The sequence below is a fragment of the Rhodothalassium salexigens DSM 2132 genome, from assembly GCF_004341375.1.
Classification (GTDB): Bacteria; Pseudomonadota; Alphaproteobacteria; order Sphingomonadales; family Rhodothalassiaceae; genus Rhodothalassium; species Rhodothalassium salexigens.
Map to the genome: position 1 here is coordinate 56,781 of NZ_SLXO01000013.1, position 13,293 is coordinate 70,073.

The 13,293-nt window shown below is 66.5% G+C and carries 11 protein-coding genes; 7 read left to right on the forward strand and 4 right to left on the reverse strand.

All coding sequences use genetic code 11. The features are described from left to right. Nucleotides 1–27 precede the first annotated feature (27 nt). Nucleotides 28–1,194, reverse strand: a complete 1,167-nt coding sequence (locus EV659_RS13540; RefSeq protein ID WP_132709424.1) for an isovaleryl-CoA dehydrogenase — start codon at nucleotides 1,192–1,194, stop codon at nucleotides 28–30. A 397-nt stretch (nucleotides 1,195–1,591) separates the two neighbouring features. On the opposite strand from EV659_RS13540, the gene EV659_RS13545 reads away from it, so the two are divergent. The 3 genes from EV659_RS13545 (at nucleotide 1,592) to EV659_RS13555 (ending at nucleotide 4,629) form a co-directional block, all read left to right on the forward strand. Continuing rightward, nucleotides 1,592–2,065, forward strand: coding sequence for a hypothetical protein (locus EV659_RS13545; protein ID WP_132709425.1), 474 nt, complete (start codon nucleotides 1,592–1,594; stop codon nucleotides 2,063–2,065). Between the two features lie 207 nt (nucleotides 2,066–2,272). Further along, nucleotides 2,273–3,550 (forward strand): endonuclease/exonuclease/phosphatase family protein, encoded by a 1,278-nt coding sequence (locus EV659_RS13550; RefSeq protein WP_132709426.1) that lies wholly within the window; start codon nucleotides 2,273–2,275, stop codon nucleotides 3,548–3,550. A 101-nt stretch (nucleotides 3,551–3,651) separates the two neighbouring features. Then, the gene (locus EV659_RS13555) at nucleotides 3,652–4,629 is read left to right on the forward strand and encodes a hypothetical protein (protein ID WP_132709427.1); all 978 of its coding nucleotides are present in this window, start codon (nucleotides 3,652–3,654) and stop codon (nucleotides 4,627–4,629) included. 53 nt (nucleotides 4,630–4,682) lie between these two features. Here the strand turns inward: EV659_RS13555 and vapB are convergent, their stop codons facing one another. Together vapB and EV659_RS13565 are read right to left on the reverse strand one after the other, a co-directional pair. Then, nucleotides 4,683–4,892, reverse strand: coding sequence for a type II toxin-antitoxin system VapB family antitoxin (gene vapB / locus EV659_RS13560; protein WP_132709428.1), 210 nt, complete (start codon nucleotides 4,890–4,892; stop codon nucleotides 4,683–4,685). Nucleotides 4,893–4,976: 84 nt separating this feature from the next. Continuing rightward, nucleotides 4,977–7,085 carry an acetyl/propionyl/methylcrotonyl-CoA carboxylase subunit alpha gene (locus tag EV659_RS13565; protein WP_132709429.1) on the reverse strand — a complete coding sequence of 703 codons (2,109 nt, stop codon included), beginning with the start codon at nucleotides 7,083–7,085 and terminating at the stop codon, nucleotides 4,977–4,979. Nucleotides 7,086–7,230: 145 nt separating this feature from the next. On the opposite strand from EV659_RS13565, the gene EV659_RS13570 reads away from it, so the two are divergent. Next, a complete protein-coding gene (locus EV659_RS13570; RefSeq protein ID WP_132709430.1) occupies nucleotides 7,231–7,992 on the forward strand; it encodes a CCDC90 family protein in 762 nt (253 codons plus the stop codon). Between the two features lie 100 nt (nucleotides 7,993–8,092). Here the strand turns inward: EV659_RS13570 and apbC are convergent, their stop codons facing one another. Beyond that, nucleotides 8,093–9,202 (reverse strand): iron-sulfur cluster carrier protein ApbC, encoded by a 1,110-nt coding sequence (apbC, locus tag EV659_RS13575; RefSeq protein WP_132709431.1) that lies wholly within the window; start codon nucleotides 9,200–9,202, stop codon nucleotides 8,093–8,095. 206 nt (nucleotides 9,203–9,408) lie between these two features. On the opposite strand from apbC, the gene hflK reads away from it, so the two are divergent. From hflK to EV659_RS13590, 3 genes are all read left to right on the forward strand, one after another. Beyond that, nucleotides 9,409–10,581: an FtsH protease activity modulator HflK gene (gene hflK / locus EV659_RS13580; RefSeq protein ID WP_132709432.1), complete on the forward strand. Its 1,173-nt coding sequence runs from the start codon at nucleotides 9,409–9,411 to the stop codon at nucleotides 10,579–10,581. Beyond that, nucleotides 10,581–11,468 (forward strand): protease modulator HflC, encoded by an 888-nt coding sequence (gene hflC, locus EV659_RS13585; protein WP_132709433.1) that lies wholly within the window; start codon nucleotides 10,581–10,583, stop codon nucleotides 11,466–11,468. The genes hflK and hflC overlap by 1 nt, the downstream gene beginning before the upstream one ends. Before the next feature lie 221 nt (nucleotides 11,469–11,689). Next, entirely contained in the window at nucleotides 11,690–13,198 is a 1,509-nt protein-coding gene (locus EV659_RS13590; protein WP_207136825.1) for a DegQ family serine endoprotease, read from the forward strand. Nucleotides 13,199–13,293 lie beyond the last annotated feature (95 nt).

A 13,293-nucleotide genomic window follows, 5' to 3' on the forward strand; every position in this document is an offset into this window, starting at 1 on the left:
GAACGGGCCATCAGTCCCGGGGCGCCCTTAGCGGGTTTCTTCGAACAACTCGCGGCCGATCAGCATGCGGCGGATTTCGCTGGTGCCGGCGCCGATCTCGTAGAGCTTGGCGTCGCGCAGCAGCCGGCCGGTGGGATAGTCGTTGATATAGCCGTTGCCGCCGAGCGCCTGGATCGCGTCGAGCGCCATCTGCGTGGCCTTTTCCGCGGCATAGAGGATGCAGCCGGCGGCGTCCTTGCGCGTCGTCTCGCCCCGGTCGCAGGCCTGCGCCACCGCATAGACATAGGACCGCGCCGCGCCCCAGGTGGTGTACATGTCGGCCAGCTTACCCTGCATCAACTGAAACTCGCCGATCGGCCGGCCGAACTGCTCGCGCTCGTGCACATAAGGGATCACCGTGTCGAGACAGGCGCGCATGATGCCCAGCGGCCCGGCGGCCAGCACCACGCGCTCATAGTCGAGCCCCGACATCAGCACCCGCACGCCGCGGCCTTCGCCGCCCACCACATTGTCGGCCGGCACCCGGCAGTCCTCGAACACCAGCTCGCAGGTGTTGGAGCCGCGCATGCCGAGCTTGTCGAGCTTCTGCGCGGTCGAGAAGCCGGCGAAGTCGCGCTCGATCAGGAACGCGGTGATGCCCTTGGAGCCGGCCTCGGGGTCGGTCTTGGCATAGACCATCAGCACGTCGGCGTCGGGGCCGTTGGTGATCCACATCTTCGAGCCGTTGAGCACGAAGCCGTCATTGGAGCGCTCGGCGCGCGTCTTCATGGACACCACGTCCGAGCCGGCGCCGGGCTCCGACATGGCCAGCGCGCCCACATGCTCGCCCGAGATCAGCTTGGGCAGATAGCGGCGCTTCTGCTGTTCCGAGCCGTTGAGCGCGATCTGGTTGACGCACAGGTTCGAGTGCGCGCCATAGGACAGCCCCACCGAGGCCGAGGCGCGCGACAGTTCCTCGACCACGATGGCGTGGGCCAGATAGCCCATGCCGGCGCCGCCATAGTCTTCCGGCACGGTGATGCCCAGCAGCCCCAACTCGCCCATGGCCGGCCACAGGTCGCGCGGGAACTCGTTGGTCTCGTCGATCTCGGCGGCGCGCGGCGCGATCTTGTCGGCGGCGAAGCGGGCCACCGTGTCGCGCAGCATGTCCAGGTCGGACCCGTGGCCGAAGGACAGGTGGGGAAAGTCGAACATGGCAGGGCTCCCAAAGGCGCGTGTCATTGTTGGCTTTGTCTCTACGCTGTCTCTAACCCGCACTCAAGCGTGCGCAGGCGTTGGACGCCCGGCGGGTCGGGCGGTCTGTGGGCGCTCGGGGGGCGCTCGGGGGGCGGCGCGGCGACGGCGCGGCGACGGCGCGGCTCGGGGGGGCGACGACGGGGCGCGGGGGGCTTGGCCTGGGCGCGCCGGCCGATCGGGTTTAGGCTGGTCCGGGTGACCAACCGGACCGCCAAGACAGCCAAGACAGTCAAGACAGGCGGGGCCGGCGGGAAAGCCAAGACAGACGGGGCAGGCGGGGGCGACCATGGTGCAGCGGCGACACGGCGACTTGTGGGTTTATCGTCCGGCTTTGGGCGGGCGAGGCTGGCGGCCGGTGCCCCAGGGGTTGGACCGCAGCATCCGCCGGCTCGCTCACCGGCTCGGCCTGGCGTTGCTGGTCTGGGCGCTGGCGCTGCTGGGCTTGCGGGTCGGCGTCGGGCTCGGCGGCTGGCACCGGGTGTTTCTGGGCGCCCATCTGGCGTTGATGCCCTATGCGGCGTGGCTTGGCTGGCGGGTGCTGCTGGGCCTGCATGGGCGCCCGGTGGCGGCGCTGCCGGTGGACCAGGGTGCGGGCCAGGATGCGGGGCAGGGTGCGGGCCAGGGTGCGGGGCAGGGTGCTGCGGGCACGGACGGCCGCGCCGACCCCGCCGCTGGCCGCGCGCCGGGCGATCGCTATCAGGCCGCCGCGTTTGCCGCCCTCGCGCTCGCCGTGCTCAGCCTGTGGGGGGTGGCCGCTTGGCTCGACGCCGTGGCCGGCGGTGTGGCGTTGGTCTGTGCGGGGCTCGCCGGGCGCGCCTGGCGGGGCTGAGGCGCCTGATGGGGCCGGGCTGCCACCAAGCCGTCACACTCGGTCGCTAGCGTGCCGTGCCAGACCATCGGCGGGCGGTGCCGGGGCCGGTTCCTGCCGGGGCCGACCCCGGGCGTCGTGCGCCTCCGCCGCCCCGGGGTCCGTCCATCCGCCTGTGGCCTGCCCATCCGCCCCTGGCCCGCTTATCCGCGCGTGGCCGCCCTGCCCATGAGGAGAACCGCCTTGGCCCGTGTTTCGCGTCGTGTCGCCGCTGTGTCGTTGGTGTCGCTGGGCCTGTGGCTGGCCCCCGGGGCGCCCGCCGGTGCTGAGCCCTTGGTGCCGGCCAAGGCCGACGGCGCGGTGCGCATCGCCACCTTCAACGTGTCGCTCTATCGCGACGCCGCCGGCGCCCTGGTCGCCGATCTCGACGCCGGGTCCGACCAGGCCCACGCCATCGCCGAGATCATCCAGCGGGTGCGCCCCGACGTGCTGCTGCTCAACGAGATCGACCACGACCCGCAGGGCCGCGCGGTCGCGCTGTTGCAGGAGCGCTATCTGGCCGAGCCGCACAATGGCGCCGCGCCGGTCTTCTACCCGCATCGTTTCGTGGCACCGGTCAACACCGGCCAGCCTTCGGGCCACGACCTCAACCGCGACGGCAAGGTCGACGCCCAAGGCGGTCCGGACGCCTGGGGCTATGGCGTCCACCCGGGCCAGTACGGCATGGCGGTGCTGTCCAAGCTGGCGATCGACACCGAGGCGGTGCGCACCTTCCAGCACTTTCGCTGGGCCGACATGCCGGGCGCCAAGCTGCCCGACGACCCGGCGACCGAGGCGCCGGGCGACTGGTACGGCCCTGACATCCTGCGCGCTTTGCCGCTGTCGTCGAAAAGCCATTGGGACGTGCCGCTGCGCCTGGAGGACGGCCGCGCGCTGCACCTGCTGGCCAGCCACCCGACGCCGCCGGGCTTCGACGGCCCCGAAGACCGCAACGGCCGCCGCAACCATGATGAAATCCGTCTGTGGGCCGACTATGTGACGCCGGGGGCGGCCGACTATCTCTATGACGACCGGGGCGGGCGCGGCGGTCTGGACGACCGGGCCGCGTTCGTGATCGCCGGCGACCTGAACGCCGACCCCGACGACGGCGACGCCACCGCTGCGATCGCCCAACTGCTCGACCATCCGCGCATCGAGACCCAGCCCGAGCCCGCGTCCGACGGCGCGGTGGCGGCAGCCCGACGCCAGGGCGGCGCCAATGACCGCCAATGGGGCGACCCGGCCACCGACACCGCCGATTTCAACGACGGCGCCCCCTCGGGCGCCGGCGGCGTCGGCAATCTGCGCGTCGACTATGTGCTGCCGGGCGGGCCGGGGGTCACCATCGTCGCCGCCGGGGTGTTCTGGCCCGACCCCGACAGCCGCGTCTTCCGCCTGGTCGGCGACTACCCCTTCCCCAGCTCCGACCACCGCCTGGTGTGGGTGGACGTGCGGGTGGGGGAGTGATGTGTATGCATGGCTCCGCTTTTGAAGCCGATTTTCGTTGACACTTTACAGGCGCGGAATTTAAGTAAAATTGTAGCTTTTTAGAATTTTATGGTGATGAGATGTATTCTGCTCGAATTGGTCCGGAAAAATTGAAATCTGGAGGCAAAAAACTGCATATTTACTTTTGCCAAGAAATCGCAATAGACCATGGCTGGAAGCACAAAGAGGAGTTAATATTAGAGTTTGAGGGCTGGCCTGGAAAATGGAAGGGGACAGTTGGTATTAAGAAAAACAACAAGCCCTACATGCATTGTAACGTCCGTCCAGTTTCCGATCTAGAGCCTTCAAGTCTTGGGGGTAAGACTTCAGTAACTTCGTTATTGTGTGATATCGGTCTTTCGGAAAACGAATATCTGCGAGTAAATGTATTAGATAATAATAATTTGCAAATCAGGAAATTCAGTGAAGGTGGTTCTTCGGAGGTCGCAGAAAAATCAGTTTTATCTCCTGTTGTTCCTGGCTTTGTTAGTCATGAATTCAGTAAAGAGAATTATTTGCACACTAATTTTCCATTTGGAGACAAAAAAGAAATCCTTCGGCTCGCAAAGACATACTGGCAATATATAAGCGGTAAGAATCGTGAGGCTGAAAAGGAAATTGAGTTTAAAATTGTTCCGAATTGCCAGGACAGGGGCTATTTAACTGATGAGGATTTTGAATTTATTTGCAGTTGGAAAAGCCCTAGGCCAAAAATGCATCGCCAGAGAAACACAAGTTCGGAGATTGCGAGAAAAACACATGCGGCATTAAGTGAGGTTAGTCGAAGTAAAAGTCTTGATTTTTTAGTTGAATTGAAAGGTGTTCGCTTGCGGACTGCGACAGCAGTAATGCATTGGTTTCGTCAGCATGATACACCAATTTTAGATTATCGAGTAATTTTCTCTCTTGGAAGGCCAGAGCCATCGAATTATGAAGACATGTTGTTTTATGACCAAATTGCAGATGAAATTATTGGAGAAGCCAAAAAAGTTGATGTTTCACTGAGAGAAATGGATCGCGCATTATGGGTTTGGGATAAAATTAAGGATAAAAAATGATGGTTGGGGCGCGTTTGATGTGTTGATTGCATGATTCGGCGATTTGGTTCGAATTAAAGTTGCTCACGATCACGAAAGTAGTCGTCCGTCGCGCGGGGGCCGTGTCGGAACAGATCATCCCAGCGCCTGCCCCTGGGGACAATCAGCCGGCTATGGCCGACCTTAAGAATGTCCACCTGGTCGATCCCCTCGGGAAACGCGACCGCTTGGGGAAGGCGAACAATCTGGGTTTTGTCGGTGGTCGAGACGGTCGATCGGGTCATCTGCGCCTCCTGCACGGCAAAGCTGCCCTCCAGAATAAGGGCGCTGCTGCCGATTGCACAAGACAAGGCATGCCAGACCCGTGGCTATTCTCCGTCCGCCACGCTCAGCAGCACATCGCCGTCGCCCACCTGGTCGCCGGGGCGCAGGGTCAGGGCGGTGACGGTGCCGGCGCGCGGGGCGGTCAGCGTCTGTTCCATCTTCATCGCTTCCAGCACCACGAGCGGCGCGCCCTTGGCCACCGGGTCGCCCTCTCCGACCAGGACCGCCAGCACCTTGCCCGGCATCGGCGCGCGCACCGTGCCCGGCGCCTCGGCGTCGGTGTCGGCGTCGACGCGCAGGGTGTGCCGGGTCAGCACCGCGGTGTGGCCCGCGTGGATCACCACCACCCGGTCGTCGTGCACCTGCACCGTGGCGTGGACGCTGAGCCCGTCCACCACCGCCTCGAAGCGCTCGCCGGTCTGGCCGCGCAGGCGCACATGGGCCTCGGCCTCGACGCTGCCGGCGCCGTCGCCGTCGTCGAGCGCCACGGTCATGCGATAGCCGCCGGCATGGGGGCGGTCCGCGTCGGTGTCCCGGTCACTGCCCGGGTCGGTAGCGGTCACCGGCACCAGGGTCAGGTGGCGGCGCAGGCCGTCGGCACCCTCGAAGGTCAGGGTCTCGGCATAGGGGCGGTTGAGCCGCCAGCCGTCGACCCGGTGCCAGGGCGAGCCGGGGTCGCCTGACGCGGCGGCCAGGCCCGCCACCTGCGCGCGGCGCCGGGCGACCACGCCGAGGGCCGCCAGATAGAGCCATTCGGGCGCCGGCGCCGTGGCCGGCGGGGTCAGGTCGGCCGCGTGGCGGGCGATGAAGCCGGTGTCGATGTCGCCGGCGACGAAGGCGGGATGGTCGATCACCCGTTGCAGGAAGCTCAGATTGGTCGCCAGCCCGGCCACTTCGGTGTTGCGCAGGCCGTGGCGCAGATGGGCGAGGGCGGTGCGCCGGTCCTCGCCCCAGGCGACGATCTTGGCGAGCATGGGGTCGTAGTGCAACGTCACCCGGTCGCCCTGGCGCACGCCGGCGTCGACGCGCAGGATGCCGTCTTCGTCGGGGAACGCCAGCCGGTCGAGCCGGCCGGTGGCGGGCACGAAGTCGCGCGCCGGGTCCTCGGCGTAGAGGCGCACCTCGACCGCATAGCCGTCCATGTCGATATCGTCCTGGACCAGCGGCAGGGGCTCGCCGGCGGCAACCCGCAACTGCCATTCCACCAGGTCCTCGCCGGTGATCATCTCGGTCACCGGGTGTTCGACCTGAAGCCGGGTGTTCATCTCCATGAAATAGAACGGCGCGCCGTCGAGGCCGTTGGCCACGTCGACGATGAACTCCACCGTGCCGGCGCCCTCATAGCCGATCGCCTTGGCCGCCGCGACCGCCGCAGCCCCCATGGCCTCGCGCATCTCTTGCGGCATGCCCGGGGCGGGCGCTTCCTCGACCACCTTCTGGTGGCGGCGTTGCAGCGAACAGTCGCGCTCGAACAGCGACACCGCGAGGCCGTAGCGGTCGGCGAACACCTGGATCTCGATGTGGCGCGGTACCTGGATGTATTTTTCCAGCAACACCACGTCGTTGCCGAAGGCGCTTCGGGCCTCGCGCCGGGCGGCGGCGAGCGCGTCGGCGAACTGGCCGGCGTCGTGGACCACGCGCATGCCCTTGCCGCCGCCGCCGGCGACCGCCTTGATCAGCAGCGGAAAGCCGATCCGCTCGGCTTCGGCGGCGAGGCTGGCGTCGCTCTGGTCGGCGCTGTGATAGCCGGGCACCACCGGCACGCCGGCCTCTTCCATCAGCCGCTTGGCCTCGCCCTTCAGCCCCATGGCGCGGATCGCGTCGGCCGGCGGGCCGATGAAGGTCAGGCCGTTGGCCGCGCACATCTCGGCGAAGTCGGCGTTCTCGCTCAGGAAGCCATAGCCCGGGTGGATCGCCTGGGCGCCGGTGCGTCGGGCCGCGGCGACGATGGCCTCGGCCTTGAGATAGCTGTCGCCGGCCGGCGCCGGGCCGATATGAACCGCAGCGTCGGCCCGGTCGACGAAGGCGGCGTGCGCGTCGGCGTCGGAATAGACCGCCACGCAGTCGATGCCCATGGCCTGGGCGGTGCGCATGATCCGGCACGCGATCTCGCCGCGGTTGGCGATCAGGATGCGGTCGAAGACTTTGGGCATGGGCGGCTCCCTCCTCGGGCCTCGTTTGCCGCCTTGGTAGGCGATCGGCGCCGCCAAGCCAAGGGGCGCCGGTGGCCTCGGCGTGGCGCGCGCTTTGTTGAACCGGCGTCCTGGCGTATGATGGCGGTCGAGGGAGGCTAAGCGCATGACCGCCGCCGACGAGCCCGTGGGCCGGATCTTCGACACCCTGCGCGCGACGCAGTATCTGACCGAGCATGGCTGGTCCGACGATCAGGCGCGCGCGGTGGTGACCCTGTTGAGCGAGTTTCGCGACGCCGAACTGGCGACCAAGGCCGACCTCAGGCTGCAGACCCAGGAACTGCGCACCGAAATCGCCGACCTGCGCGGCGAGGTGGCGGCGTTCAAGGCGGAGATCTCCGGCGAACTGGCGGCGTTCAAGGCGGAGGTTGCCGGCGAAATATCGGTGTTCAGGTCGGAAATCGCCGGCGAGATGGCGGCGTTTAAGTCGGAAACGGCCGGTGAGATGGCGGCCTTCAAGGCCGATCTGCTTGGCGCGATGGACGCGTTCAAGGCGGAGATCTCCGGCGAACTGGCGGCGTTCAAGGCAGAGGGTGCCGGCGAAATGTCGGTATTTAAGTCGGAAATGGCCGGCGAGATGGCGGCGTTCAGGTCGGAAATGGCCGGTGAGATGGCGACCTTCAAGGCCGATTTGCTTGGCGCGATGGACGCGTTCAAGGCGGAGATCTTCGGCGAAATGTCGGTATTTAAGTCGGAAATGGTCGGCGAGATGGCGGCGTTTAAGTCGGAAATGACCGGCGAGGTGGACGCCTTGAAGGTCGGGTTGCGCGGTGAGATCAAGGACCTGGAATTACGCCTGACCGTGCGCCTCGGCGCCATGATCGCGGTCGCGGTGGCGCTCATTACCCTGTTCGACAAGCTGCTTTGACCGCCGCTGCGCGTGCCGGCACGCCCTTTGGTGAGGGACGCGCGGGGGTCGGGCGGCGTCGCCCCTGGCCTCCGACCCCAGCCACGGCCCCCGGCTTGTCTTAGCCCATGCGGATCGTGGGGCCTGTGGGCGCTTGGGCGCGGGCGTCCAGTTGCGCCTTGACCCCTTGGGCGATGCGCGCGAATGCCTGCGCCTGTTCGCTGTCGGGCTGGCTGTCGACGATCGGCGTGCCGGTGTCCGACATCTCGCGGATCGCCAGGTGCAGCGGCACCTCGCCCAGGAACGGCGTGTTGCGTGCCTCGGCAGTGGCGCGCGCGCCACCGTGGCCGAACAATTCGTCGCGGCTGCCGCAATGGGGGCAGACATAATAGCTCATATTCTCGACCAGCCCCAGCAGCGGCACGTTCACCTTGTCGAACATGGCGATGCCCTTGCGCGCGTCGATCAGCGCGATGTCTTGGGGCGTCGACACCACCACCGCCCCCGACAACGGCACCCGCTGCGCCATGGTCAGTTGCGCGTCGCCGGTGCCCGGCGGCATGTCGACCACCAGCACGTCCAAAGGCGCCCAGTCCACATCGTACAGCAATTGCGTGACCGCGGTCATGACCATCGGCCCGCGCCAGATCATCGCCTTGTCCTCCTCGACGATGAAGCCGATCGACATCGCCTTGACACCGCGCGCCTCGAATGGCGTCAGGGTCTTGCCGTCGCTCTGGGGCTCGCCCGAGATGCCGAGCATGCGCGGCAGCGACGGCCCGTAGATATCGGCGTCCATGATCCCCACCTTGAGGCCCAGGTCGCGCAGGCCGAGCGCCAGATTGACCGACAGGGTGGATTTACCGACCCCGCCCTTGCCCGATGCCACCGCGATGATATGGCGCACGCCGGCGATGGCGCCGCTGCGATTGTCCTTTTTGTCGCTGCGCCTGCGGCTGGCTGCCGGTGCGGGGCTCGGCGGACGTTCGGCGGTCAGCACCACGAAGGCGGCGTCGACCCCGTCGAGCGCGCGCACCGCGTCTTCGCAGGCGCGGCGCAGCGGTTCCTTGGCGGCGGCGTCGCCGCTGGTGCCCAGATCGAGCGAGAACCCCACCTGACCGCCCGACAGGGTGAGGCCGGAAATCAGACCGGCATCGACCACATTGCGGCCGGTTTCGGGGTCGACGACGGCGCGCAGGGCGGCCAGGATGGTATCGCGGGTCGGGGGCATGGGTGTCTCCAGCGTCGGGCTCCGGGGTGGGGCCGGGTGGGCCAGCGGTATCGGGCCGGTCGCTGCCGGGCAAGGGTCGCGATGGGACACTTGTACGCCCGCCGTTGCACCGGCCCGGTCAACGTTTATATACGGATGGTCACAGCCGCGCCCGATATCAAGGCAACTCAGCGTTCACCAACCCGGGGCGGCAGGAGCTTTCATATATGCCATGGCAAGATAATTCCGGCGGGGGTGGTCGTAACCCCTGGGGTCAGAATGGCGGCCAGGGCGGCGGCCGCGGCAACAATCCGTGGGGACAAGGCGGTGGCGGCGGCAGTCGCGGCCCGGGCGGTCCCGGCGGTCAAGGTCCCGACCTGGACGATTTGATTCGTAAGGGTCAGGAGCGGCTCAAACGCATGCTGCCCGGCGGCATGGGCGGCGCGCGCGGCATTTTGCTGTTGCTGGTGCTGTTCCTGATCGTCTGGGGGGCGAGCGGTATCTATTCCAACAAGCCCGGCATGCGCGGCGTGGTCACCACGTTCGGGCAATTCACCGCGATCACCGGCGAAGGTCTGAACTACCATCTGCCGTTCCCCATTCAGTCGGTCGAACAGGTGTCGGTGGAGAAGATCCACGAGACCAAGATCGACGGCAGCATGCTCGGCCGGCGCGGTCGGACCGGGTCGGGCCTGGAAGAAACCTTGATGCTGACCGGCGACGAAAACATCGTCGACATTCAGTTCACGGTTTTCTGGCGGGTCAGCGATCCCCAGCGCTTTCTGTTCAACATCGAGCGGCCCCAGGAAATGACCGTGCGCATGGCCGCGGAGTCGGCGCTGCGCGATGTGATCGGCCGCACGCCGATCGAACAGGCGCTGACCACCGGCAAGGGTGTCATCCAGGGCGAGACGCTGGAATTGCTGCAACAGACGCTCGACCGCTATGAGGCCGGCGTGCTGGTCAACGAGGTTCAGCTTCTCGAAGTCGACCCGCCGCAGCAGGTGATCGCCGCGTTCCGGGACGTCCAGGCGGCCGAGGCCGACCGCGAGCGGATTCGCAACGAAGCCCAGGCCTATGCCAACAAGGTGATCCCCGAGGCGCGCGGCCAGGCCGAACGGATGCTGCAAGAGGCCCAGGCCTATCGCGAGCAGGTGGTCGCCCGGGCCGAGGGCCAGGCGTCGCGCTTCCTGTCGATCTACGATTCCTATCAAGGCGCCGAAAGCGTCACCAAACGGCGCATGTATCTGGAAACCATGGAAGAGGTGCTGTCGGGCATGGACAAGATCATTGTCGGCACCGGCACCGGTACCGACGGCGGTGTGGTTCCCTATCTGCCGCTCGATCAGTTGAACAAGGGCCGCGCGCAAGCCGGCGGTAGCAGCCAGGGAGGCCAATGATGAAGGCACGTTCCGTCGTCCTCGCGATCCTCGGGCTGGTCGCCGCCGTGGGCGGGCTGATGTCCGTCTACACGGTCCACGAAACCGAACAGGTCATCGTTCTGGAATTCAGCCGGCCGGTGAAGGCGGTGCAGGAACCCGGCCTGCACTTCAAGCTGCCCTGGCGCACCGTGCTGCGGCTCGACAACCGGCTGCTCAATCTGGACATGGAGCCCGAGGAGGTCACCGCGTCCGACCAGAAGCGTCTGGTGGTGGATGCCTTCGCCCGGTTCCGTATCGTCGACCCGACGCAGATGTACCGCTCGATCCGCACGGTGACCGCGGCGCGCGACCAGATCACCAAGCAACTGCGCTCCAATCTGCGCGAGGTGCTCGGCGAACGGACGCTCGACACGCTTTTGTCGGATGCCCGCGACGATCTGATGAAGCGGATCGAAGCGTCGGTGGATAGCCAGACCCGCGACAAGTACGGCATCGAGATCGTCGACGTCCGGATCCGTCGCGCCGACCTGCCGCCGGCCAACACGCAAGCGATTCTGCGCCGCATGGAAGCCGAGCGGAAGCGCGATGCCCAGAAGGCGCGGTCGGAAGGCCAGGAGCAGAAGCTGCGCATCGAGGCCGAGGCCGACCGCAAGGCGACCATCCTGATCGCCGAAGCCGAGAAGGAAGCTGCGCAGATGCGCGGTCAGGGCGACAAGGAAGCGACCCGGATCTTTGCCGAGGCGTTCAGCAAGGACGAGGATTTCTTCTCCTTCTATCGGTCCATGCAGGCGTATCGCCGGACGCTCAAGAAGGAAGACACCACCTTGGTGTTGTCGCCCGACAATCCGTTCTTCGACATGTTCATGGGCAAACTGTCCGGCGAAAAAATGGATGGCAAAAACTAGTTGTCCGGTCATTTGTCTTTGACCGCAAATCCGGCACGGCTGATCGACCCCCCATTGTCGATGCGGCCGTGCCTTCCTTTATGTAAAACGAGCGGCGATTCCGGTGGGCGGCGCCTTGGCGTTGATAGCAAGTCGGCCCGGCAGAAGTCGGCCCGGGTGCGGGTCCGGCGGAGCGGCTGGACAATCGCCGCGATGATCGATTCATGCAAAGGAGTCTCAAGGTGACGTTGACACGGACACCGGCCATGGCACGCACCGCCGCCCCGGCGGCATGGGCGCGTGCCTTTCTACTTGCTCTGACGGCTCTGGTCATGCTGTCGGCCACCCAGGCGGCCACCGCGCAGCCCAAGGGGGCGCCCGGCAGTTTCGCCCCGCTGGTCGACCGGCTGGCGCCGGCGGTCGTTAACATTTCATCGGAAGGGTTCGTCGAGCGCCCGCGCCGTCGCATCTTCCCGGAGGGCTCGCCGTTCGAGGAGTTCTTCAATCGCGATGGCGACGACGAAGAACCCGAGGAGCGCCGCGTCCGGTCGCTCGGCTCGGGCTTCATCATCGACGCCAAGGGCTATATCGTCACCAACAACCATGTGGTGCGCGAGGCCGACGAGATCCGCGTCACCACCGTGGGCGGCGACGAGTATGAGGCCGAAATCGTCGGCCGCGACGCCGACACCGATCTGGCGCTGCTCAAGATCGAGGCCGACGTGGACTTGCCGCACGTCAACTGGGGCGATTCCGATGCCGCGCGCGTCGGCGACTGGGTGTTGGCGATCGGCAATCCGTTCGGCCTTGGCGGCACCGTCACCTCGGGCATTGTCTCGGCCAAGGGCCGCGATCAGATCGCCGGCGGCGGCCGCAATGTGGGCGAGTATTTCCAGACCGACGCGCCGATCAACCGCGGCAATTCGGGCGGCCCGCTGTTCGACCTGGACGGCAATGTGATCGGCGTCAACACGGCGATCTTCAGCCCCAGCGGCGGCAGCGTCGGCATCGGCTTCGCGATCACCTCCAACTTCGCCAAGCGCGTGGTCGACAGCCTGCGCGAAAGCGGCAAGTTCCGTCGCGGCTATATCGGTGTGCGGATCGAGAACGTGATCGGCGACATGGCCGAGGCGCTCGGCGTTGACGAGGGCGCGCTGATCGCCGAGGTGACCAAGGGCAGCCCCGCCGACAAGGCCGGCCTGCGCCATGGCGACGTGGTGACCCGCTTCGCCGGTCGCGACGTGGACAGTTCCAGCGAACTGGCCCAGGTGGCCGCGCTGACCCCGGTGGGAGAAACCGTCGAGGTGCAGTATGTGCGTCAGGGCAAGACCCGCACCACCCGGATCACCCTCGCCGAGTTTCCCGACGACCTGGCCAATGCGGCCGTTGCCGGGCACGGCATGGGCGGCGACGACGACGGCTCTAGCGCGCAGGAAATGCTCGGCATGGACCTGTCGGCGGTCAGCGACGAGTTGCGCGAGCGGATGGATCTGGACCGCGACCTCAAGGGCGTCGTGGTCATGGACCTGACCCGGCGCAGCGAGGCGTGGCGCATCGGCGTGCGTCCCGGCGATGTGATCCTGGAGGTCAACCAGTCGCCGGTGAGCAAGCCCGAGGATCTGGCCGACCGGATCGCCGAGGCCCGCGAAGACGGACGGTCGGCCGTGCTGCTCTATCTCTACCGGCCGAACGGCGACAGCTTCTTCCACCGCCCGCTGGCGCTGGAGAACGGCGACGGCGAGGAAGGCTGATCTTGGCCCGCGTCTCCGGCCCGATGGTCGGCACCCATCGCGCATAGCGAAAAGACTAGGCCCCTCGCCGGCATGGCGGGGGGCCTTTTCGTTGC

Excerpts from the sequence above, each read along its gene's own strand:
- EV659_RS13540 (WP_132709424.1), bottom strand. The coding sequence starts at position 1,194 with ATGTTCGACTTTCCCCACCTGTCCTTCGGCCACGGGTCCGACCTGGAC.
- EV659_RS13550 (WP_132709426.1), top strand. The coding sequence starts at position 2,273 with ATGAGGAGAACCGCCTTGGCCCGTGTTTCGCGTCGTGTCGCCGCTGTG.
- EV659_RS13555 (WP_132709427.1), top strand. The coding sequence starts at position 3,652 with ATGTATTCTGCTCGAATTGGTCCGGAAAAATTGAAATCTGGAGGCAAA.
- vapB (WP_132709428.1), bottom strand. The coding sequence starts at position 4,892 with ATGACCCGATCGACCGTCTCGACCACCGACAAAACCCAGATTGTTCGC.
- EV659_RS13565 (WP_132709429.1), bottom strand. The coding sequence starts at position 7,085 with ATGCCCAAAGTCTTCGACCGCATCCTGATCGCCAACCGCGGCGAGATC.
- EV659_RS13570 (WP_132709430.1), top strand. The coding sequence starts at position 7,231 with ATGACCGCCGCCGACGAGCCCGTGGGCCGGATCTTCGACACCCTGCGC.
- apbC (WP_132709431.1), bottom strand. The coding sequence starts at position 9,202 with ATGCCCCCGACCCGCGATACCATCCTGGCCGCCCTGCGCGCCGTCGTC.
- hflK (WP_132709432.1), top strand. The coding sequence starts at position 9,409 with ATGCCATGGCAAGATAATTCCGGCGGGGGTGGTCGTAACCCCTGGGGT.
- hflC (WP_132709433.1), top strand. The coding sequence starts at position 10,581 with ATGAAGGCACGTTCCGTCGTCCTCGCGATCCTCGGGCTGGTCGCCGCC.